Annotated in this window: 20 protein-coding genes; 7 read left to right on the plus strand and 13 right to left on the minus strand. The window is 68.6% G+C overall.

Annotated elements, in window-relative coordinates:
• Positions 1-78: 78 nt before the first annotated feature.
• Together AB0B64_RS43280 and AB0B64_RS43285 are read left to right on the plus strand one after the other, a co-directional pair.
• Positions 79-906, plus strand: a complete 828-nt coding sequence (locus AB0B64_RS43280) for a helix-turn-helix transcriptional regulator (RefSeq protein WP_358185665.1) — start codon at positions 79-81, stop codon at positions 904-906.
• On the plus strand, positions 899-1,117 hold the full coding sequence (locus AB0B64_RS43285; protein ID WP_358185668.1) for a DUF397 domain-containing protein: 219 nt from the start codon (positions 899-901) through the stop codon (positions 1,115-1,117). The genes AB0B64_RS43280 and AB0B64_RS43285 overlap by 8 nt, the downstream gene beginning before the upstream one ends.
• Before the next feature lie 171 nt (positions 1,118-1,288).
• Here AB0B64_RS43285 and AB0B64_RS43290 read toward each other — a convergent pair whose 3' ends face one another.
• Together AB0B64_RS43290 and AB0B64_RS43295 are read right to left on the minus strand one after the other, a co-directional pair.
• Positions 1,289-2,413 (minus strand): FAD-dependent oxidoreductase, encoded by a 1,125-nt coding sequence (locus AB0B64_RS43290; RefSeq protein ID WP_358185671.1) that lies wholly within the window; start codon positions 2,411-2,413, stop codon positions 1,289-1,291.
• A 118-nt stretch (positions 2,414-2,531) separates the two neighbouring features.
• Positions 2,532-3,314 (minus strand): SDR family oxidoreductase, encoded by a 783-nt coding sequence (locus AB0B64_RS43295; RefSeq protein ID WP_357958218.1) that lies wholly within the window; start codon positions 3,312-3,314, stop codon positions 2,532-2,534.
• Between the two features lie 86 nt (positions 3,315-3,400).
• On the opposite strand from AB0B64_RS43295, the gene AB0B64_RS43300 reads away from it, so the two are divergent.
• Positions 3,401-4,258: a helix-turn-helix transcriptional regulator gene (locus AB0B64_RS43300; protein WP_358185677.1), complete on the plus strand. Its 858-nt coding sequence runs from the start codon at positions 3,401-3,403 to the stop codon at positions 4,256-4,258.
• A gap of 188 nt (positions 4,259-4,446) precedes the next feature.
• On the opposite strand, the gene AB0B64_RS43305 is transcribed toward AB0B64_RS43300, so the two are convergent.
• Together AB0B64_RS43305 and AB0B64_RS43310 are read right to left on the minus strand one after the other, a co-directional pair.
• Entirely contained in the window at positions 4,447-5,343 is an 897-nt protein-coding gene (locus tag AB0B64_RS43305; protein WP_358185680.1) for a hypothetical protein, read from the minus strand.
• Positions 5,340-5,885 (minus strand): sigma-70 family RNA polymerase sigma factor, encoded by a 546-nt coding sequence (locus tag AB0B64_RS43310; protein WP_358185684.1) that lies wholly within the window; start codon positions 5,883-5,885, stop codon positions 5,340-5,342. Before AB0B64_RS43310 ends, AB0B64_RS43305 begins: the two co-directional genes overlap by 4 nt.
• A 180-nt stretch (positions 5,886-6,065) precedes the next feature.
• Here AB0B64_RS43310 and AB0B64_RS43315 point away from each other — a divergent pair, with 180 nt between their 5' ends.
• The gene (locus tag AB0B64_RS43315) at positions 6,066-6,893 is read left to right on the plus strand and encodes a hypothetical protein (protein ID WP_358185687.1); all 828 of its coding nucleotides are present in this window, start codon (positions 6,066-6,068) and stop codon (positions 6,891-6,893) included.
• A complete protein-coding gene (locus AB0B64_RS43320; protein WP_357958213.1) occupies positions 6,890-7,270 on the plus strand; it encodes a GntR family transcriptional regulator in 381 nt (126 codons plus the stop codon). Before AB0B64_RS43315 ends, AB0B64_RS43320 begins: the two co-directional genes overlap by 4 nt.
• Positions 7,271-7,340: 70 nt before the next feature.
• Here AB0B64_RS43320 and AB0B64_RS43325 read toward each other — a convergent pair whose 3' ends face one another.
• The 4 genes from AB0B64_RS43325 to AB0B64_RS43340 all read right to left on the minus strand — a co-directional run bounded on the left by AB0B64_RS43325 (position 7,341) and on the right by AB0B64_RS43340 (position 12,404).
• A complete protein-coding gene (locus AB0B64_RS43325; RefSeq protein WP_357958211.1) occupies positions 7,341-8,531 on the minus strand; it encodes a MarP family serine protease in 1,191 nt (396 codons plus the stop codon).
• Between the two features lie 96 nt (positions 8,532-8,627).
• Entirely contained in the window at positions 8,628-9,878 is a 1,251-nt protein-coding gene (locus AB0B64_RS43330) for a vanadium-dependent haloperoxidase (RefSeq protein ID WP_358185693.1), read from the minus strand.
• A gap of 289 nt (positions 9,879-10,167) precedes the next feature.
• Entirely contained in the window at positions 10,168-10,830 is a 663-nt protein-coding gene (locus AB0B64_RS43335; protein WP_358185697.1) for a GDSL-type esterase/lipase family protein, read from the minus strand.
• Between the two features lie 56 nt (positions 10,831-10,886).
• The gene (locus AB0B64_RS43340) at positions 10,887-12,404 is read right to left on the minus strand and encodes an FAD-dependent oxidoreductase (RefSeq protein WP_358185700.1); all 1,518 of its coding nucleotides are present in this window, start codon (positions 12,402-12,404) and stop codon (positions 10,887-10,889) included.
• Positions 12,405-12,594: 190 nt separating this feature from the next.
• Here AB0B64_RS43340 and AB0B64_RS43345 point away from each other — a divergent pair, with 190 nt between their 5' ends.
• Complete coding sequence (locus tag AB0B64_RS43345) at positions 12,595-15,888, plus strand: BTAD domain-containing putative transcriptional regulator (RefSeq protein WP_357958203.1); 3,294 nt, start codon at positions 12,595-12,597, stop codon at positions 15,886-15,888.
• Positions 15,889-15,896: 8 nt separating this feature from the next.
• Here the strand turns inward: AB0B64_RS43345 and AB0B64_RS43350 are convergent, their stop codons facing one another.
• The 4 genes from AB0B64_RS43350 to AB0B64_RS43365 form a co-directional block, all read right to left on the minus strand.
• Positions 15,897-17,252, minus strand: coding sequence for a PhzF family phenazine biosynthesis isomerase (locus AB0B64_RS43350; RefSeq protein WP_358185704.1), 1,356 nt, complete (start codon positions 17,250-17,252; stop codon positions 15,897-15,899).
• Positions 17,253-17,352: 100 nt separating this feature from the next.
• Positions 17,353-19,191, minus strand: a complete 1,839-nt coding sequence (locus tag AB0B64_RS43355; RefSeq protein WP_358185707.1) for a GDSL-type esterase/lipase family protein — start codon at positions 19,189-19,191, stop codon at positions 17,353-17,355.
• A gap of 285 nt (positions 19,192-19,476) precedes the next feature.
• The gene (locus AB0B64_RS43360) at positions 19,477-19,677 is read right to left on the minus strand and encodes a DUF5708 family protein (RefSeq protein ID WP_357958197.1); all 201 of its coding nucleotides are present in this window, start codon (positions 19,675-19,677) and stop codon (positions 19,477-19,479) included.
• Positions 19,678-19,831: 154 nt separating this feature from the next.
• Positions 19,832-20,293, minus strand: coding sequence for a hypothetical protein (locus tag AB0B64_RS43365; protein WP_358185711.1), 462 nt, complete (start codon positions 20,291-20,293; stop codon positions 19,832-19,834).
• A 188-nt stretch (positions 20,294-20,481) separates the two neighbouring features.
• Here AB0B64_RS43365 and AB0B64_RS43370 point away from each other — a divergent pair, with 188 nt between their 5' ends.
• Complete coding sequence (locus tag AB0B64_RS43370; RefSeq protein WP_358185714.1) at positions 20,482-21,603, plus strand: hypothetical protein; 1,122 nt, start codon at positions 20,482-20,484, stop codon at positions 21,601-21,603.
• A 52-nt stretch (positions 21,604-21,655) separates the two neighbouring features.
• On the opposite strand, the gene AB0B64_RS43375 is transcribed toward AB0B64_RS43370, so the two are convergent.
• The gene (locus AB0B64_RS43375; protein ID WP_358185717.1) at positions 21,656-22,204 is read right to left on the minus strand and encodes a flavoprotein; all 549 of its coding nucleotides are present in this window, start codon (positions 22,202-22,204) and stop codon (positions 21,656-21,658) included.
• Positions 22,205-22,274 lie beyond the last annotated feature (70 nt).

The raw sequence follows: 22,274 nt of genomic DNA on the forward strand, positions 1-22,274 counted from the left end.
ACACCTTTCAACAATTCTGTTGCGGCTGTTGTTGTTGCTGTCCACAACTCCTGTTGCTCCCCCGGACGGAGAGTCGAAATGTCGGCATGGTCAGACGAACCCCAAAACCTCCTGCCGGAGGCCATCTTTGGTCATGAGCTGCGCAGGCTGCGCCAGGCTCAGGGCTGGTCGCTAGAAGCGTTCGGCTCGCGGGTGAGGTATTCGGGGACGATGGTCGGCTACTACGAGCTTGCGAAACGTCCAGTGCCGGAGGAGTTCGTTACGCGCGTTGAGGAGGTTCTAGGGCTCAAAGGGGAGCTGGTCGACCTCTGGAAAAAGATCAACCCCAAGACCGCGCCGAAGTGGTTCAGGGAGTGGCCGAAGATCGAGGCGGCGGCCCGGACCATACGGAGCTGGGAACCGCTCATCGTGCCCGGTCTTCTGCAAACAGCTGACTATGCTCGTGCTGTTCTGCGGGGCAGGCCAGGAGCGACCGAAGAGGAGGTCGAGCAGGCGCTTGAGGCGCGGCTCCAGCGGCAAACCATCTTCGATCGGCCTACGTGTCCCATGTTCACCGGTGTCATGGATGAGGGCGTCTTGCATCGTCAGATCGGTGGACGCGAAGGCATGCGGCAACAGCTTGAGCGGCTACTGTCGCTTACGGACCATCCGAAGATCACCATTCAGATCGTCCCGCTTGAGACAGAACAGACCACGGGCCTACTCGGCGGCTTCGCCATCGCACAGCTACCCAACGCGCAAGACTGGGCTTACCTGGAGTCTCCGTCCAGCGGCCAAGTAACCGATCGCGTGGAAGAGGTGCAGGCTATTAGCCTGAGGTACGACATGATCCGTGCATGGGCACACCCCTTGCATGTCACCAAGAACGTGCTACGCGAGATGCTAGAGAGGTATGAGCATGAATGAGGAACTGTCCGACGAGCTGGCCGCCGCTGCATGGCGCAAGGCCAAGGCCTCGGGCTCGAACAACGGCAACTGTCTGGAGGTTGCCCCGTTGTCCGGCGGGCGTGTCGGCATCCGAGACACTGAGGCTCCCGACCAGACCCCGTACGTCGTTCGCGACTCAGTCTGGGCCGCCTTTATCGACGGTGCCAAAAAGGGTGAATTCGACTTCTAGCGTCACGCAAAGCCCCTGGTATTACTTCAGGGGCTTTGTTATGGCTATATTCCGGTTTGTCTTTTTTGTTGCGCCACAAACAATCGCCGAATCTGGCCTCCGGTGCAGTCGCGGCCTGGCAGCGAGGCGCATCACCCAGCTTGTCCGGACTATCAAGACTTGCCCGGCCTGTCACGGGGAGAACCGCTCCGGACGGAAGTCCGCGAGCATCTCATCTCTCTCCCCACTGACGATCTCCGAAGCAAGCAGCCGGCCGATGACCGGCCCGAGCGTGATGCCGCTGTGGGAAACGGCCTCGTAGTAGCCGGGCACAGACGGCACCGCGCCCACCGAAGGGAATCCGTCGGCTGGGATGGGCCGGTTGGATACCCGTGTCTGTACGACGCGGGAGTCGCCGAACTCGGGAACGACCTGCCGCGCCAATTCGTGGAGCAGCCGCGCGAGTTCCGCCGGATCCTCGACTGTGTCGATGAGTGCGTCGATCTCGCGGCTGTGGAGGACCACCGAAGCGTCTCCGTCAGGACGGATCTCGATGTGCGGCGCGTGCATGGCCCGGTGGACCGGGACCTGAGCACAGCCGATCCGGGTCACGACGCCGGGTTCCCGGCGCATCGGCACGTGCCGTGCGATGAGCCCGGCGACGTGCGAGGCGCTGGGGCCCGCCGCGTTCACGACGATGTCGACGTCGAGACGGCTCCCATCGGAGAGAGTAACTGTCCGGATGCTCCCGTCGGCACCGGTGCCGATGTCACTGACCGTGGTGCCGAACCGGTGCTCGGCGCCGGCCGCGACGGCCTGGCCGACCAGGCGCCCGACGAGATGACGTCCATGCACCCAGGCTTCGTCGGGGTAGAACACGACGGGAGCCTCGTCGGGCATCGTGAGGGCGGGTTCGAGGCGGCGGCGCACCTCGGCCCCCGTGCACACCTCGACCCGGTAGTCCCAGCCGGCCAGCAGCCCGACTGTTTCCAGGAGCTTCGCCTCCGCCGCGGGATCGTCTGTCCAGCGCAGGTGGCCACTGGGATACCACCATGAGTCCGGCCCGATGGTTCCGGCGAGCTCACGGTAGGCGGCCATGCCCGCGACGTTCAGGTCGAAGTAGGACCTGCGCGCGGTCTTGTTGCTGGCGTTGACCCACGAGAAGGACCAGTTGGTGACGCCTTCCCCCGGCTGGCCCGCGTCGATGAAGATCACCTTGGCGCCGTGCCGGGACAGGTTCCAGCCCACGCAGGCTCCGAGGATGCCCACTCCGATGACCGCAACACGTTCAGGCCGCTTCACGGATCCGATCCCCACGAACGCCCCTTTCCTAGATCACGGGCGAACTCTCATTTCTAGCACGCAAGCCCTATGAACGGGACTGGCAAAGGCTCCGAAATCGGGTATCGAAGCGGCGGGCACGGGGTTATACCTTTCAGGCGCCGGCGCCGCCATCCACCGGCACGATCGCGCCGGTCACCATCGATGCCCGGTCGCTGAGCAGCCACGCCGCCACCTCGGCGACTTCGTGGGGCTCGGCCATCCGTCCGAGCGGGACCGATGCCTTCACCTTCTCGACGATGCCGGGGGTCGCCGCCTCCCAATCGTCGATCATCTTCGTGGCGGTGCCGCCGGGGGTGATGCCGTTCACCCGGATGCCATCACGGCCCCAGCTCACCGCGGCGGTCTCGGTGATGCTGTTGAGCGCGCGCTTCATGGCGCCGTACGCGGGGAGTGCGGGGTTCGCGCGGCGGCTGCCGATGCTCGAGGTGTTGACGATCGCCCCGCCACCGTCGCGTCGCATGAGTGCGGCCTCAGCCGTCATGGCGGTCCAGTGCGCCCGGAAGTTCACCGCGAACTGCTGCTCTATGTCCTCATCGCTCGTGGTGTCGAGCGGACCAGGCCGCTGGATCACCGCGCCGTTGTTGAACGCGCCGTCGAGCCGTCCGTGCAGCTCCTCGACGCGGTCGACCGCCGCGCGGATGCTCGTACGGTCGGCGAGGTCCAGGGTGACGGCGTCGGCGACGCCGCCGTCGGCGCGGATCTCGGCGACGATTTGCCGCAGGGCGTCGGTGCCGCGGGCGGCGAGTACGACGGCGGCCCCCTCGGCGGCGAAGAGCCGGGCCGCGGCCGCCCCGATGCCGCGGCTGGCGCCGGTGATGAACACGACCTTGCCGGTGAGCAGGCCGATGGGTGCGATGTCAGTGGTGTTCGTCATGACGACAGTGTCAGGCCGGCGACCAGGCCGGATGCAGGCACAGACGGTACCAGGATCGATCGCCGCGCAGCGTGCACACTGGGGATATGGACAAACAGGAACTCGGGGCGTTCCTCCGGAGCCGTCGCGAGCGGCTCCGGCCGCAGGACATCGGACTGTCCTCGGGCCCGCGACGCCGGACACCGGGACTTCGCCGCGAGGAGGTCGCGGTCCTCGCGCACATCTCCACGGAGTACTACGTCCGGCTCGAGCAGGGCCGGGCGCCGCGACCGTCGGGCGAGGTCCTCGCCGGGATCGCGGACGCGCTGCGGCTCACGGACGCCGAGTCCGACCACCTCCACGTCCTCGCGGGAACCGCGCCGAGGCGTACCGGACTGCACCGGCGCGACGTACGCCCGAGCATCCTCGCGCTCCTCGAGCGGCTGCCGCAGACGGCCGCTTTCGTGATTTCGGCCACGTTCGAGGTGCTCGCGTGGAACGACCTCGCGGCCGCGCTCATGGAGGACTTCGCCGAGCTCGCCCCGCGGGACCGCAATCTCGCGCGCCGGGCATTCCTCGGCCCTACGCGCCCCGATGCGACGTTGTACGGAATCTCCGACGCCGTGGAGTTCCGGCACCAGGTCGTCATGGGGTTGCGATCCACCCTCGCCCGCTACCCGTCCGACCCCGCGGTGATCGAGCTCGTCGACGAGCTCCGCGATGCCAGCCCCGAGTTCGCCCGGCTCTGGGAGCGGCACGACGTGCAGGCCGCGCCAACGCTCATGAAGACGTTCCGGCACCCGGTCGTCGGGGAGATCGCCGTTGACTGCGACTCGCTCGCGCTCACGGAACGCGACCAGCACCTCGTGCTCTACAGCGCGCCCTCAGGATCCCCTGGCGTCGAAGCCCTGGCTCTGCTGAATGTCCTTGGCGCGGAGTACGTCAAGGCGAACAGGCCACGCTGACCTACTCCGGCCCCAGGCGGCGACCTGTCATCCCGTTACGGGCTCGTCGTCAGCGCCGGGCTCGTTTCGACGACGCCGTCGAGCACCTGATCGATGCGCCCCAGAAGATGAACGTGGTGATGCCCGCGTCCAGCGCCGCCGCGACGCACGCCGAGTGGCCCCCCGGTCGGTGGGCCGCTCGACCCCGCTCAGTCCCGCTCGTATTCGAGGGCGGGCTCGCGCTCGGCGGTGACCTGCAGCCGGACCACGCCGGGGCGTACCGACGCGACGTTGTAGACGATCCAGTTGGCGCCGACCTGGTCCGCCGCCAGCGGCTTGAGCTGGTACCCGCCGTCATCGACGGAGACAAGGCTGAACTCGGCGGTCAAGCCGCGCTTCCGCACTTCGGCCAGCACGTCATCGACGGTCTGGCCGCTCACCTTGGCCCCGGCCAGTTGTTCTCCGGTGCGAGTGGCCGACTGCCATTCGTTCGCATAGGACTCGCCTGGCTTGGCCGGCCGTCCCAAGTCGAAACGCATCACGTCGGAGGTGCCCTTGAGCGCCGCGGGAACGGTCACGACCATGAAGCAGTCGCTGTCGGCCAAATCGCAGCCTTCCGGTTCCCTGCGGACCCAGAAGGGCCCACCCCCTTGAATCCTCACGATCTTGCCCACCGAGGCCGGGGAGACCGGGATCACCTTGAGCTCGACGTTGAGGCCAAGCGCCCGGAACGCCTCCGAGAACTTCCGCTGATCCGCGTAGGGGTCCTTGATCCGGGCGACATAGGTGTCCGCCTCTTCCCGGATCTCCACCGCGGAGTTGGCGTAGGAGATCGCGGTACCGCCGCTGTATCCCAGCAGGCTCGGTCCGAGGACGGCGCCGAAGGCGAGGACGACGGAGGCGGCGAGTCCGAGCAGCGTGCGACGAGCCCGGTGCCGGGTGCGCAGGCGTCGCGGGGCCCTCGTCGTCGCCGGGTCCCGCTCCTGGGCGATGATGTCCGTGAACAATGCCTGTGCGCGGGTGCCGCTGGCACGTTCGCCCGCTTCGTCTGGCCCGATCCGGGCTAGCGGCTTCAGCAGCTCGTTGATCTCATCAATGCTCTTCAAAGCGGTCTCCCTGCCGGAATAGCGGCGCTGGCTGATGTGAATCGGACATCGGCTTCGTCGAGCGCGAGGGAAAAGCGTTTGCGGGCTCGGTACAGCCGGATGCGTACGGCGTTGCGGGAAAGCCCCAGCATCGTGGCGATCTCTTTGCGGTCCAGGCCCTCCCACGCGACCAGCGAGAGGAGCTCACGGTCGTCGTCGGAAAGCGTGCTGAACGCCTGGGCGATCGCGTTCAGCTCGACGTTGTGGTCAGCGGGATCGCCATAGAGATCGGCCATCTCCGTGTCGAGTTCCCGGTGGCGCGACTGGTGCCGAAGCGCGCGGCGGCGATGGTCGGCCAGCACGTTGCGTGCTACTCCGTACACCCAGAGCCTCGCCTCCGCACCTGGAGGCAACTCGTCCATCTTGCGCCAGACGATGGTGAAGGTCTCGGCGACCACGTCCGCCGCGTCTTGCGGGGAATCGCAGCGGCGTCCGGCGTAGGCGATGACCTGGTCATAGGTCGCCCTATACACGGCTTCGAACCTGTCGGTGTCATCTGGCACGGGCGGGTCCCATCGTGACGTCCTTCACTCGATACGGGATGCGAACACCCTCTTCATTGGTGGATGCGGCCGTGCCATTTCGCCGCAAAACCAAAAATCTCGAGCGTCGTCGACCCTGTTGACTTTGTCGCAAGCTATGACGCAACATGTTGATACAAACCTTGCGACAAAGGAGACGGTATGGCGAACAGTTCCATGCCGGGCGCCGGCCCGCGGCCGGCGGAGGTCCGACTCACGGAGACCTGGCTGCGGCAGCACGGCCTCGGCGACGGCCCACCGACACCGTTGCTGACCACGCGACTGGCGGTACGGCGGCGGGCGCGGCTAATGGGCAGTGTCCTGCTGGCCGCGCTGTATATCGCGGCCGCGCTGGCACAGGCCACTGACCTGATGGCCACTGCCGCATCCGGCGGACTTTGGCCGGCGCGGCCGACGCTGGTGCTGGCCCTGAGCGTGTTGATCATCGGGCTGGTGCTGGCCCGGATGCTGCTTGACGCCTGGGTACGGCGTGTCGACCGGCAGGCCGGGGCGGCACTGGCGCGGCGAGTGGCCCATCCGGTGCAGCTCGGCTGGCGGACCCTCCTTGGAAGGAGGTACGCCGTGCTGGTGGCCGGCATCTTCGCCGGTGCGTTCGCGCTGGGGGTGAGCGCACTGGCCGTCGATGAGGGCAGAGTGCGGTACATGGCTGTCGTGCTGCTGATCGCCGTGGCCGGGGCCGGCCTCGGCTTGGCCCTGCAGCTGCGCGAGGTGCTGGCCCGGCCGGTCGTGGCCGAGGACGAGGTGTCGCTGACGGCCGACGTCATCATGCGCATCGAGGACGCGCGCGATAGCAACGCGCCGAGCGTGCTGTTGGGGTTGCCGGTGGTGTTGCTGTCCGGGTCCGCGCCCGGCTGGTGGACCGCCGCCTCACTAGGCTTCATGGTGCTGGGTCTCGCCGCCATCATCGCCGCCCATGCCAGGACGCCGTCGTGCGCGGACACAGCGCGGCACGTGGTCGGCGTCGAATGATCGTCATCGACGCGGGCTCGCCGGTGCCGCCGTTCGAGCAGCTGCGGGCCCAGCTCGCCCGGCAGATCCACGACCGTACGCTGGCCGTGGGCTCCCGGCTGCCGACCATCCGCCGGCTCGCGGCCGACCTCGGCCTGGCCGTCAACACGGTCGGCCGGGCCTACCGGGAGCTTGAGGAGGCCGGGCTGATCGAGACCCGGGGGCGGGCCGGGTCGTTCGTGTCCGCGGCGGGGGAGGAGGCCCGCGAACGAGCCCGCCAGGCCGCCGCCGACTACGCGGCCGTCGTGGCGAGCGTCGGCATCGACGAGACCGAGGCGCTCTGCATCGTCGAGGCGGCCCTGAGATCCGGCGACGCAGCCGCTTCCGCCTCATTCTGACTCGGCGCTCGGGCCTGTGCGGCCCGAGCGCCGAGCGCTTGGGCTTGTGAGGCCATGGTCCGCCCTGGGATCAGTCGCAGACCTGAGTGCTGACGGGCTTGGTGGCGGTCGCGGCCTCGCGGGCGTCGGCGGCGACTTCGCTGGCGGTCAGTACGTAACCGATGTCCTCCTGGCTGGTGACGGCGGCGAAGGCCACGCCCAGCACCCGCCCGTCGGTGGCCAGCAGGGGACCGCCCGAGTCGCCGTGCTCGACCTTGCCCCGAATGAGGTACACCTCCCGCGTCACCTCGGGCCCTCGGTAAATGTCGGGGATGGAGGCGCTCTGCCGCGCCGCGACCCGGGCCGGCTGCGGAGTGAACCCGCGGCCCTGGGGGTAGCCCGCGATGATGGCGTCCTCGCCCTTGTCCGCCTCGCCGTCGAAGGTCAGGTGCGGCAGTCCGAGGCCCGGTACGTGCAGGACCGCCACGTCCCGTCGCGGGTCGTACAGAACCACCACCGCTGGGTGAGGGCGCTGCTCGTGATCGATGATCTGCAACTCCGCGTCCACCCCCGCGACCACGTGCGCGTTGGTCATGATGTGATCGGGCGCGTACACGAATCCTGAGCCGGTGATGCGCTTGCGGCACGAGCTCGCCGTCCCCTGCACCTGCACGATCCCGGCCCGCGACTGCTGTAACGCGGGGCTCTTCAGCACTGCCGCGCTCGGCGGTGGAACGTCGATGAGCGGCTGGCCGGCGATCACGTCCAGCACCGGCGGGAAGCCGGACCGGTCGATGAACTGCTTGAACGGTTTCTGCCAGTCGCGCGCCGCGTCCGGGACCGCCTGATCGACCGTGGCCAAGAGCAGTGAGCCACGAATCTGTTCCACGACCGGCACCAGCGAGGTGGATACCAGCAGGCTTCCGACCAGCCAGGCGATGACCAGCACCGAAAAGGCGGCGACCAGCATTCCGCCCACCGCGTCCAGCCTCCGGGCAGGTTCGTCCCGCAGATGGGAACGCAATACCGCCCCCACGGTAGATGTGATGAACTGACCGATCATCGCGGCCAGAAGCACGATTACGAGGGCCAGTAATAACTGCGGGACGTCTCCGTCCACAACCGCGCCCGCGATGGGCGGCGCGAGATTAATCCCGAACACACATCCGCCGATGAAACCGATGAAGCCGGCCGCCCCGACGACGAACCCTTGGCGATATCCGGAGAAGCCGAAGGCGATCACCAGAGCGACCAACACGATGTCGAGCAGATCACCGTTCACTAGGCAAAGGTAAACCCGATCTTTGCCTCTGCGCTCGAGCAGAGGGCCGATTGGCGTTGAACGTGGCCATTGACCCCACTGGCGGAGCCGAGGCCATTACCTCTTCGGGCGGAAGTAGTGCCCGACCATGTAGGCGGTGACCTGGCCGCCGATCTTCGCGCCCTGCACGTCGGCCGTGCGGGTGTGGATACCGCCCCAGACGCGGGCGTTGACGACCTCGGCGATCGCCTGGGAAAAGCCGCGGAAGTACCTGGTGGTACCCGAGGCGGCGCTGTACCCGCTGAAGGAGATGTCGTCCCGGCCGAAGAAGTACGCCAACGCCGACATGCTCGCCGCGGTGAAACAGGCATGTCCCGATGTGAAGTCGGGGTGCGGCGGCGTAACGAGCAACGGTGTCCAGTTGGGGTCGGCCGCCGTTGCCGGGTTGCCGTCGGTGTCGGCCAGCTGGATCGCGGTGATCGGCCGCCAGAAGCTCCATGCCGCCTTCTCGTTGAAGCAGGCGGTCGTGGCATCGGCTTCGGCCAGATCGACCATCGCGAACATCCGCGCAGTCTGAAGCGTGGTCAGTCCCTGTGTCGTCGCGAGCTGGCGTTTGATCTCCCATTCGACGAGATGTCGATCATGCCACCAGATCGCGGCTTGCGTCTGGTCGGCCGTCCTGACGGTGCTGGTCGCCGAGCCGATCGTCTTGACCTCGTTGAAGTCCCGGGCGTACTGGCGGCTGGTGAGCGATGGCGGGCCGGACGTGCGGAACATGGACGCGCGGGGGATGAGGAACGGTTTGAGGTCACCCACCCATGCCCCGTCGGAGGCGAAAGCGGGAGGCGTCGGCCGCCACTGGCCGGGTTGGGTGCCGACGGTCCAGGTCTGGCTGCCGAACGCGCCATCGTTGCGCCGCGCGGCGATCATCGCAGCGGCCGCCTGCTCGCCCACCGTGATCCCGCGCCGCTTCGCGGCACTGTCGGGGATCGCGGCCAGCGACTCGTCGTACTGCGTCTCCAACCTCGCCTGCTGAGCCGGGAACAGCGCGTTCAGCACGCGGAAGGCCGCGGTCGCGACGGCCGCGTCCGTCGACTCGGTCCCCTTGGCGGCCGGTGCGATCAGGTACGGCTGATAGGGAGTGCCGGCTATCGCGTTCACCGCGTCGTAAACGGCTCCGTGCACCATCGCGAAGCTGCGTGCCTGGACTTGCGGCTGCTGCGCGGCGATATCCCAGATGGCTGTCTGAGCGTTGCCGTCCCAGACAATGATGGCATTGGCGGTTGCGGGTGAATCCGAGGCGTACGCGAATGACGGGACCGGCGAACCGGAAATGATGACTCCGGCGACGACCGGCCAAACGGCCATGCGCCGCAGGATGGCGACCCAGCCCGCATTGCGTGATCTAAGCACTGAAGCAAAGTACTATGCCGGCCTCGGCCGTTACAGCGGCTGAACGGGCGAAAAGCTGATAATGGCGTAGCCGGAAATACGAAGCAGAAAGTGTCCGTTTCAACGATCCGCGCTTTCTGGAATGCCTCCTCGTCTCACAAACTCTTCGCCGGCCGACCGGCCCGCCCGCCCGCCTGGGGTATCGGCGGGCCGGCCGGCGAAGCTCCTCACGATCGCCGGTGTCGCGGGCCATCGTGAGGCCCGGTCACGCGACCAGGCGCAGCCAGGCAGCCGCGAGTGCGGCGTGACCGGCCGGTGTCGGGTGCGCGCCGTCCGCGGCCCAGTACTCCGGTCCGGTCGTCGCGGCGAGCTCGGCGAACATGCCGTCGGCGGCGAGCAGGTGCGCGCCGTACTTGCGGGCGAGTTCGCGGACGACCTGGTTCTTCGGGTCCAGGTCGGCCCGCCACTCCTTCCGCTCCTTCTTGCCGATGTGCACGTCGCCGACCTCGACAAGGCCGCTGATCGGCAGGAGGGACGTCTCGATGAGGATCAGCTCGACGCCGGCCTCGGCGAGGGGCGCGAGCAGGCGGTCGTAGCCTGCCGCGTACTCCTCCGTGGAGATCACGTAGCCGTCCGGGTCGTACGTGTGCCAGGCCACGTCGTTGCCGCCGACGAGGATCGACACCACGTCCGGGCGCGCGTCGAGCACGTCCGCCTGCCAGCGGGCTTCGAGGTCCATCACCTTGTTGCCGGCGATCGCGGAGTTCAGCCAGGTCACGGGCCGGTCCGGGTGCCGCAGTCCCCACTCGCCCGCGACGCGCAGGGGGTAGCCGAAGCCGAGGCCGTCCTCGCTCTCCAGTCGTTGGCAGTCGGTGACCGAATCGCCGGTGAACATTACGGTGCTTCCGGGTCGGAGGGTGATCGTCATGTGTGTTCCTGAGTCTCGGTTGAGGAGAGGAAATTTCATTTCGGGGGAGTGCGGCGTTAAATCGCCGGGCTACCGAACCAATGGCCGGCGGCCCGCTCGAACGCGTCACGATCAGGGGCGCGATCACCGGCCCAGGCGACTATGCCGTCGGGCCGGACAAGCAGGGCCCCGAATCCGAGGTCGTTTCTCGCCGGACCGGCTACATACCGCATCCGGCTTTCCCAGCCCCTCGCTGAATCGTGCAGGCGCCGGTCGGTGCTGAAATCGAGCGCGACGCCTCGTCCGTCCCGCATCAGTTCGCCGAGGCGAGTGCCGTCCTCAAGACGAAGATCCGGGGCATTGCGGCCGACCAGCGACTGCTGCTCGCTGCCGAGGTCGTAACGGAGCGACGATCCCGATGTCTTCTCGAATACGTACGTCGTTCCGTCACGGGTCCCGAGCAGGTCGCGGACCACTCCTTGGATCGCCTGGGCATGCGGGTCCGGCCGCATGACCGCCGCCTGGGCGCGCGTCCAATCGAGCACCCAGGCGCCGATCGGATGGCGCTCGCGGGTGTAGGTGTCGAGCAGCCCGTCCGGCGCGTACCCCTGCACGGTCGCCGCGAGCTTCCAGCCCAGGTTCGAGGCGTCGCCGAGGCCGAGGTTGAGTCCCTGCGCCCCAAGGGGAGAGTGGATGTGAGCGGCGTCGCCCGCGAGCAGGACGCGTCCCTGCCGGTAGGTCGTCGTCTGCATCGCCCGATCGGTGAAGCTTGAAGCGAGATGGACGTCGCTCAGCGTCACGTCGGTGCCGGACACCCGGCGCAGAACCGCCTGGAGATGGTCGCGAGTCGGCGGCCGCGAGCGATCGAACGTGCCGCCGTCGAAGTCCAGCATGCCGATGTACCCTTCCGCGGGTGTCCGGAGGTACATGCCGGTCGGCGTCAGGTTGAATCCGGGGCGCAGCTTCTCGGGATCGGCGATGGTGGCGAGCACGACATAGCCGGTGAACTGCGGCTCGGTGCCGACGAAGTCGAAGCCCGCGAGCCCGCGCACCGCGCTGCGTCCGCCGTCGCAGCCGACGAGCCAGCGCGCCGCGTACTCGTGCTCGCCGGCTCGTGCGACCACGCTCTCATCGGTCCGCGCGATGGCTGAGACCGTGACGCCGCGCCTTACCTCCACGCCGAGCTTGGCCGCCCACTCGGACAGCACCGCGTCGACCGCTTCGAGGTTCGTCATCACGCCGTCCATCGCCGGGCTGGGCAGCCGGAACGGCAGGGCGGCGACGTCGACCTTGGCCGGATCGAGCATCATGCCGGCGAAGTGGCCCACGCCACGAGGGGGTGACGGCTCGTCCGTGTCGGGGTTCCCGCCGGAAGGGACGCCTGAGGCCGTCAGCAGCGCGTGCAGCATCCCCCGGCGATAGAACGCCTCCACCGACGCGGCGGACAGGCCCCGCATTCCGAGCGGGTCCGCCTTCCACGGGGAGCCGGGCTCCGGCTCCCGCTCAAGCACCAGGACAGAGCAGCCCGCGAGACCAAGCTCGCAGGCAAGGAACAGACCAACCGGGCCGGCGCCCACGATCACTACATCGTGCACGGAAGCCCCCTTTCCGCAACTTATTGGAACGCTATTCCAGAGCGTTTTGCGCAGTCCTTCCGCGCGCCCCCGACGTTCTCCGAGGCATACGAAGACTGACGCGGGCCGCTCACACGGGGCACACACGGCCCTCACATGAGGACAAATCCTGATTTGGACACTCGTCGGCACGCGCGCGAAGATTCGGAAGATGGACGGGGATGCGAGGCTTCGCGTCACGCTGCTCGGCGCCTTTCAGGTGTCTCGCGGTGACGCCGCCCTGCCCGTTCCCGGCGCGCGGTCGCAGGGCCTGGTCGTACGGCTGGCGCTGGCCGGCGGGCGCGTGGTCGAGCAGGGCGTCCTGATCGACGCGATCTGGGCCGATGACCCTCCGGCCGACCCCGCCCATGCCTTGCAGGCCCTCGTCTCGCGGCTGCGCCGGTCTATCGGCTCGGCCGGCGACGTCGCGCAGGCCGCGGGCGGCTACCGGCTGAACGTGGACGCGGCCGAGGTGGACGCGCTGCGCTTCGAGCGGCTCGCCGCCGCCGGTCGTGACCGCCTGCGCGCCGACGACCCCCATGCCGCGGCGGCCGTGCTCGGCGAGGCCGTGGCGCTGTGGGGCGACCGTCCCGGAACCGAGCCCACGGTCGTCGCCGCGGTCGCGCCCACCGTCGCGACCTGGCTGGCGCACGCCTCGATCGAGGCCGTCGCCGACCTCGCCGACGCCGAGCTGTCCCTGGGCCGTGCCGACGCGGCCGCCGCCCGCCTGACCGCCCTGCTCGCCGAGCACCCCGTCCACGAACGGGCGGCCGCGCTGCTCATGGACGCGCTCGCCGCCCAGGGCCGCCAGGCCGACGCTCTGGCCCTGTACGAGCGGGTCCGCGAAGCCCTGGCCGACGCCCTCGGCACCGACCCGGGCACCGCCCTGCACGAACGCCACCTGCGCCTGCTGCGCGCCGAGCGGCCCGCCCCGGCCGCCGACACCGCGCCGACCGGGCCGAGTAACCTGCCCGCGCCGCCGACCGGGCCGAGCAACCTGCCCGCGCCGCTGACCAGCTTCATCGGGCGCGACGACGACCTCGCCCGGATCGACACGCTGCTCGCCACCGGGCGCCTGGTCACCGTGCTCGGTCCCGGTGGCGCCGGCAAGACGCGCCTCGCCGTCGAGGCCGCCCGCCGCCACCGCCTCGACTACCGCGACGGCGCCTGGCTGATCGACCTCGCCTCGGTCACCGAGCCGGCCAAAGTCGGCGCGGCCGTGCTCGCCGGGATCGGGCTGCGCGGCGGCGCGCTGTTCGAGGCCCGGACGCGGGTCGAGGGCGACGAGCTGGACGTGCTCGCCGACCGGCTCGGCGGCCGGGAGATCCTGTTGCTGATCGACAACTGCGAGCACCTTGTCGACGCCGTGGCCCACCTGGTCGCGGCGCTGCTGTCCCGCTGCCCTGAGCTGCGCGTACTCGCCACCAGCCGCGAACCTCTCGCGGTCGACGGCGAGGCGCTGGTGCCGCTCGGCCCGCTCGCGCTGCCCGGCCCGGACGACGGCGTCGAGCAGGCCCGGCGGGCGGCGTCGGTACGCCTGTTCACCGAGCGGGCGGCGGCCGTACGCCCGGGCTTCGACGTGGACGACACGACGCTGCCCGAGGTCCGGCGGGTGGTCCGCGGCCTGGACGGGATGCCGCTGGCGCTGGAGCTGGCCGCCGCCCGGCTGCGGACGCTGTCGTTGCCCGAGCTGGCCGACGGGCTGTCCGACCGGTTCCGGCTGCTCACCACCGGCAGCCGTACCGCGCTGCCCCGGCACCGCACGCTGCGCGCGGTCATCGCCTGGAGCTGGCAACTGCTGAGCGAGCACGAGCGTACGGTCGCCGAACGCGTCTCGATCCTGCCCGGCGGCGTCACGCCGGCCTCGGCCACCGCGCTCTGCGCCGGCACCGCGGTGCCGGCCGCCGAGATCCCCGAGCTGCTCGCCGGCCTGGTCGACCGGTCACTGTTGCAGCTCGCGCCCGACCCGGGCCGCTACCGCATGCTGGAGACGCTGCGCGAGTACGGCACCGACCGCCTGGCCGAGACGGGCGACCTCGGCACCGTCCGCGACCTGGCCGCCGGCCACTTCGCCGAGCTGATGGCCCGGTACGACCCGCGGCTGCGCGGGCCCGGCCAGCTGACGGCCATCCGGGTCATCAGCGCCGAGTACGACAACGCGCTGGCCGCCCTGCGCCGACGGTGCGACACCGGCGACGCCACCGCCGCGGTCGCTCTCGCCCTGAACCTGACCTGGTACTGGCAGATGTTCGGCCGGCACCCCGACGCGACCTACTGGCTGGGCGAGGCGCTGGCCGTGCCCGGCGGCGGCGAGCCGACGCCCGGCCGCGACTGCGCCCACGCGATCCACCTGATCAACCGGGCCGACACCCGGCCGGGGCTGACCGCCGAGGAGGTCGCGGACGACCAGGCGCGGCTGCGCGAGCTGGCCGACCGGCTGCTCGCGTACCCGGAACTGCCGGGCCCGTGCGGCGCGCTCACCGCGCTCACACTCGCGTTCCTCCAGGAGGAGGAGACCGTGTACGCGAAGATCGCGCGCCTGGCCGACGGCGACGACGTGTGGCTGTCGGGGCTGGCCCGCATGTTCCGCGCCCAGTTCGCCGAGAACGCGGGCGAGTTCGACACCATGCGCGCCGACGTGGAGGCGGCCCTGGCCTGCTTCCGGCAGGCCGGCGACCGCTGGGGCCAGGCCACCGTGCTGCCGATGCGCGCCCAGCAGCGGCAGTACGACGACGACCTCGACGGCGCGCTGGCCGACCTGCGCGAGGCGCAGTCGCTGGCCGGCGAGTTCGGCTCGCTCAGCCTCAGCGACGAGGTGTTTCTCCATCTGCGCTGGATCGACCTGCACCTGCGGCGCGGCGACACCGACTCGACGATCGCGATGGTCGGCTCGGCCCGGGAGCTGGCGCTGCGCGCGGCCTCGCCGGAGCTGTCGGCCCTGGTCGACGCGTGGGAGGCCGCCTTCCGGGTGCGGCGCGGCGACCTGGACCGGGCGCGGGACCTGCTCGACGACGCCGAACGAGCTCTGCTCGGTGACACCACGTTCCCCGGTGACCACGCGCGGGCGCTGGCCGGCAGCGTACGGGCCGCGCTCTGCCTGGAGCTGGGCGACCTGGCCGGCGCGGAGAAGATGCTGGCGAAGGCGTACGCGGCGGCGCTGGACGCCCGGGACCTGCCGATCCTGTCACTGGGGGCGGTGAACGCGGCCGCGCTCGCCCAGGCGCGCGGGCGGCATCACGAGTCGGCCGTCCTGCTCGGCGTCGCCTCCCGGCTGCGCGGCACGCACGACCGCACCGACCAGCAGGTCCGCGAGCTCACCCGCCGAGGGCGGGCCGCGCTGGGCGAGGAGGCCTTCGCCACGGCGTACGGGAAGGGCTGGGAGCTGGACGGGAAGACAGCCGTGACCGAGGTCGACCCGGCCCGGCTGCGCCGGGAACTCGGGACGGCTGCCCCAGATCCCGAGTGATCAGTCAGTTACTGGATGGGCACCGCGGTGCCGGAGACCGTGACGCGAGAGTCGCCGGGAATGGTGCTACAGGTCAGGAGGCTGGGCCGCCCCATGTCGACGCCCTGGTGAATGGTGAGAACGGTGCCGTCTTCGAGGCGTCCCAGCGTACGCAGATAGCCGGTGAAGGCGGCGGCCGCGGCGCCGGTGGCGGGGTCCTCGACGACGCCGCCGGGTGGGAACGGGTCGCGGGCGTGGTAGACGGTGGGGGATTCGGGCCAGAAGAGGTGGACGGTGGTCCAACCCAAGTCAGCCATGATCTTGCCCAAGGCCTCGAAGTCGTAGTCGAGATCGGCCAGGCGGCTCCGGCTGGCCGCGGCCAGGACGAGATGGTCGTTGCCGGCGTTGGCGACGTGGGCCGGGTAGGCGGGGTCCAGGTCGTCGGCCGACCAGCCCAGTGCGGCGAGCACGGGCCGTACCTCCTCTTCGGAGGCTTGGCGGGTGGAGGTCGGCGGACTGGTCAGAGTGGCGGTGATCTCACCGGTCGGATCCGCGGCGATGTCCACCGGGACCGGGCCCGCCTGGGTGGTGAGGTTCACGGTTCCGGGGCCGATCCGCTCGCCGAGCGCGACCGAGGCGGCGATCGTCGCGTGGCCGCAGAAGGCGACCTCGGCCAGAGGGCTGAAGTACTGGATCCGGTACTGGCGCTCGCCCGTGGGGTGCAGGAAGGCGGTCTCGGAGTAGCCGAGTTCGGCGGCGATGGCGAGCATCTCCGCGTCTGACAACTCCCGGGCATCCAAGACCACTCCGGCGGGGTTGCCGCCGGTGGGAGTGGTGGTGAAAGCGGTATATCTGAGTACTTCGCTCATGTGGTCATCATGGCGCTTGGGTGGTTGCTCCGCACCTGGTGTGGCTTTGGCGTCTTCTTCCTCCACCTGCACATAACCCGCGGAATGCACGGCCACGCCCAAGACCGTGGCACTCAGGATCGCGATCCCGGCGATCGTCATGATGTGCCAGAAACCGGCGACCACCCCGACGTACCCGAGCCCGAGCGCGGCCTGCTGCGCCACCAGCACGAAAACGGAGCTTGTCGAGCGCCGACGATAGGTCTCATGCCGGTTCAACACGATAAGAGCGGACAAGAGGGGGATGGCCAAGGAGAAAGCGACCACACAGATCTGGGCGGACAGATCGAGGGCAGCGCCTCCGGGGGTCAGGAACGGCTGCACCAAGACCACTCCGATGGCGATCAAGCCGCCGTACATCAGGTTGTTCTGCCGGAGGGTCTGCTCCTGCTGGGCTGCCGCCCGTTTCCGCCACCATTCTCCTTGCGCGGCGGCTTGCCGCCGCCACCATGCTTCGTCCTGGATGTTCTCGTCCATGGCGACCATTGTCCAGACAGCGCGAGCCTGCCTCCACCGGCGTTCGCCGTCCGGCAGGCGAGCTGGGCGGGATCGGCTGTGTCGACCCCGCCCGCCCTGCTCACCAGTTGGTACTGGTGAGGCTCACCTCCTCGGGGGCACGGCCGGGGGTGCCGGTGCAGACGTGGTTCTTCTCGGTTCCCATGTGGTCCCGAAGTTTGGTCAGGCAGGTGCCGAGGGCCCGCTGACCGTAGTAATTGGGGTGAATTGATTCCTGACTCTGGCCCTGGGATTCCAGGACGACAAGGAAACGGGTCCATTCACTGATGTCGCCGGGCAGCGGGTTCTCAAGAGAGTTGGCGGCGGTGGCTTGCCGCGCACGGTTGGCGCAGACCTCGTGGCCGTCGAACAGGTTGCGCAGGTCGAGGAATTCCACGTTCTGGGTGCGGGCGACGTCCTTGAGCATGTCGGAGATCGCGGGAATGACGGTGTTACGGGCCCAGTCGGAGTCGTCGTTGAACATCGGGCAGCCGCCCACGTTGAAGCGCGAGTCGCTGAACTCGTGGTAGCGGTTCTGGTCGCCCAGCGGAACGGGAGACGGGTAGGACTGCAGGACGAGCCGGTAGGAGCCATCGGCGTAGTGGGCATCGGTCATGGCCCGCTTGATTTCCTGGACGGCCTGCTCGACCTTGGGCTTCGTCTTTGCCAGGCCTTCGCGGAAGACCGGCTCCTGGTCCACGTGGCAGTGCTCGATCCCATGCTGCTTCTGCCATCTCTTGACGCATTTCTCAAGGACGGAGGCGAAGCCGAGGTCGTTGCCGCCGATGGACAGGACCACCAACTCGACCTTGTACCGCTTGGCGGCCTGGCGGAGCTGGTCGGCCTGGGGAGGCTCGCCCTTGAAGGATTTTCCGCCCGCGTCGGCGCCGATCACGTTGACGGTTCTGGCGCCGGAGCAGGCGAGGTTGATCCGGCGCAGCACGTTGATGGCCGCGCTCTGGATCTCGGCCGAATCCGAGCGGTTGCAGCCGTTGTCGAAGGACTCACCGTAGACGCGCCGGCCGTCGTGACCGCACCGCAAACCGATCGAGGTGCAGTTGTAGGCGGCGCGGTCGGTCCCCCAGCGGTCACCCCGGTTGCTCGCCGGTACGGCATTGCCCTTCCAACGGCCGGCCTCGCCGGAGATGTAGCTGTCACCGAGGGAGACGATGGCGGTCCGGTCCACAGGTCTGTCGAGAACGGCCACACCGATCGGAAACCGGCCGACGTTGATGGTGGTGGCCTGCTCTTTGGTGGCGGTATTGATCACCGACACGGTGTCCGACCGGTTGTTGGTGACGAAGGCGCGCGTGCCCGCGGTGTTGATCGCCACACCACTCGGTGACTGACCCACCTGGATGGTGGTGGTCTCCTTGTTGGTGGCGGTGTCGATTACCGAAACGGTGCCCGAGAAGTGGTTGGCGACGTAGGCGAAGGTGCCCGCAGGGTCGATCGCCACCGCGATCGGATGGTCGCCGGCGCGGATGGTGTCAGTGACCTTGCTGGTGGTGGTGTCGATCACCGACACGAGATTGGGGTTGGCCGCCCCATAGTGCGTCACGTAGGCGCGGGTGCCGCCGGGCGTAACGGCCACGCTCTTGGGCCAGGGCTTGACGCCTATGGTGGTCACATTGCTGGTGGCGGTGTCGATGACCGACACGTTGCTCGACCCGTAGTTGGTGACGTAGAGGCGGGTGCCGGCCAGGTTGATCGCCACCTGGTTGGGAGCTCTGCCGACACCGACGGGTGTGACGGTCTTGTAGAACGTGTCGACCAGCGACACGTTGTCCGAACCGCTGTTGGCCACGTAGAGGAAGTCCTGAAGCGCTGGATCCGCGGACTTGGTCAGTTGTGGGTCGGCGGTCGCCGCCGCGGACTTGGTCAGTCGTGGGCCGGCGGTCGCCGGCGCGGATTCGGCCATGGGCACCGCCAACCCCGCTGCGACGACAACCCCTACCGCCAACACCCAGATCCGGGACGGCCGCACCGGCCGGTCTCGTCTGCCACCTGGTGCTCTGCGGCGATCCCCTGCCGCCTGTCTCGTCTGACGTCTCAGCATCGAACCCCCGTATTGCGTAATGAGGGTCCTGTTCTAGCCAGGACGGCATCTCGCTCAGTGGGGCGACGCACCTGGAAGAGGTTTCCTGGCTGATCATTGGCAGGTTGCATAGTGACGCCACGGCCGTCGCCGCCGCCGGTCACAGCGTCAGCGCGGCTCCGCGCCGTCGCCGCGTACGATCTTGTAGAGCCCGTACAGAGCCTCCAGACCGCCGAGGGCCATCAGAACCAGCCCGACCTTCGTCGGTGTGAACACGAAGATCTCAGTGTCGAGTCCGAACAACCACAGCGCCAGCCCTGCGGCGAAGACGGTCAGACCGGTGAGGAATGTCTTGCGGGCGGGGGCCATGCGTATCTCTTTCGATCATGAGGGACGCGGCGCCCCCGTTCTCCGGAAACGCTAATAAAGAGCCAGGTCGGAGGCTTCCTGCGCGCTGAGGAGATCGGACTACATCTTTCGGGTGACGCGGCCGTGGGCGCGCGCGTACACGCCTGAGATTTGCTTACGCGGCGAACCAATAGATTCCGGCGAGCAGCACCAGCGGCGCTGCCCGCCACACCACCGGAGCCCGGGGCGTGGCGACTACGACGGCAAGGGGATACGCGACGAACCCGCCCAGGAAGGGGAGCACTGAGAAGAAGATTCCCAAGAAGCCGTCCTTGTCGGTGCCCTGCGTCAAGTGCCATATCGCCCCGACGAACAACATGCCTATGACGGCGACAGGCCATGCTGGACGGATTTCGCAGAGATACAACGCCGGCCAGCAGAGACCGCCCGGTATTCCCACGAGCAGCGACATCATGGCCAGCTCTGTGAGAGGGAAGTAATCGGGAAGCACTATGAACATCAGAATGATCGCCACGATCGTCCCGCTGGCGGAAAACACGCCGACGACCGCCGCACGTCCCATCCGGCCAGGTAACAGTCGTCCGAAAGGTGGCGCGGGTATCTCTTCCGTGATCACTCGCACATGATGCCACGGAAGGAAGTTCAGTCCGGCTCACACCATGGCCAGATAAGCGGCGAGCTTCTTCCGGCGACGAAGTCGAGATCCCCGAGCGGTGGCGAAGACGGAGGCACTCCTTGCCTCTGGCCGGTCTGCGCTGGCATCATGCCGCACATGATCGAGAGAATCGAGTCCTTCGTCCGCCGGTGAGCGTGATGACCGAGCCTGGACCGCTCGGACCAGAGATCAGCCTGTTCGACTACGCGCTGAGCCTGCACCAGCGAGATCCGAACTCTCCTCTACCGCGTGACGGCGAGCCGTACCCCGATGAGGAGCAATACCGCCGACGATCCCGGCGAGATGTGCCAGAAGATCAACGGCTGGTCGGCGTGGATGTCGCCGCGATCCTGGACGCGCACTTCGCCAGAGCCGATGCACCGCCCAGCGAACTCGTTGATGCCTTCCACGATGTTGACGTCCCGATCCATCGCAACGAGCACATCGCCGCCGCAGCGCTGCGGGCGGACGCACAGCGTGTTCAGCGGACCGGGCGATGGCTCGTACGCCACAGCGGCGATCGGCGCTCCGCCGTCGTGGGGCTGGCGTTGCTCGCCGTCGATTGGGCGGAAGAGGACATCCCGCTGATCCAGACGATTGGGCTGCTGTCGAACTGGTTCGGTCCATTGGCCGCCGATGCCCTGCGACGACGCCATCGTGGTGGCCAGGAGGCACTGATGTGGCTCGCCCAAAGGGCCGCCGGATGGGGACGGGTCTACGTCATTGAGGCGCTCTGCCGGGGGAGCGCGTCGTCCAAGGCGCGCCCATGGCTGCTGCGTCACTCCTGCGACGGCGACTTCCTCAACGGCTACTTCGCCGGCCAGGTCGCCACCTCCGCTCACCTCCACGAAGCGATCACCGGGCCCGATGTCGACGACGATCTGATCGATCACACCGGCCGGCTGCTGAAGACCATGGCCGACTGCGGCGGCATGGGCCTGACCCTGGAGCACTATCCGCCGGCCCGCATCGCCCTGGACGCGTACGTTGGTCATCTCAGCCGCCAGCCCGCGACCGTGAACAGGTATGTCGACGCCGCCATGATTGCCGACCACCTGGCCCGGAAACCGGCGGAAAGACTCGGTTGCACGCCCGAACAGCGAGACCGCCTCGTACGCCGATACCTGGCAGTGCTCGACCGGGAGGACTGGTGCGCGACGGTTCGCGCGGGCCATGACCCGGACAGCGACTTCTTCGCTTGGTTCGCCGGCAACGTAGCAGAGCGGCTGTGTCTACGAGCGTTCACCGATCCCAACGCTGAGAAATCATGAGTAAGGCCCTCCGCTTCGCCCGGGACCAGCTGGTTGGAGCGGGATTTCCACATCAATAGCGGGGATAGTGCCGCCCGAGCTCCTTGAGCGCCAGTGCCCAGGGATAAGTGTCCAGATTCTCTCCTCCGGTCTCAGCGGGAGGTGGCTCGAATTGGCCGGGGCCGAGGAGGACGGGGACGCCTTCGGCGCGCAGGCTTTCGACGCTTCGGAGAAAGGGGTCGCGGGAGGCTAAAGCGCTGCTGACGAAGGGCAGGACGACGACGGGAATGCCCAGGCCGGGCGCCTCGGCGAGGAGGCCGAGAGCGTAGGTGTCGGCGATGCCCTGGGCGAACTTGTTGATGGTGTTGTAGGTCGCGGGGGCAACGATGATCGCGTCGGCTCTGGGAGGTTTCGGTTCGTGCGGCTTGCGGTACCGGCTGCGGACGGGGCGGCCGGTCTGCCGCTCCAGTTCGGGGACGTCGATGAAGTCCAGGGCGGACGGGGTGGCGACTATCTGGACCGTCCAGCCCTCGTCCTGGGCGTGGGTGACCAGTCGGCCGACGTCGGCGGCGGCTCCTGCGGCGCACACGATGATGTAGAGGACCTTGCTGGATTGGATCACGTGAGGACTCCTGGCGGCGCGGCATACTCGCGGGCTTCACGGTAAACGCTGAGGGGACTACCAGCGGTAT

It is taken from the genome of Nonomuraea sp. NPDC049129 (genome assembly GCF_040648495.1).
Taxonomy (GTDB): domain Bacteria; phylum Actinomycetota; class Actinomycetes; order Streptosporangiales; family Streptosporangiaceae; genus Nonomuraea.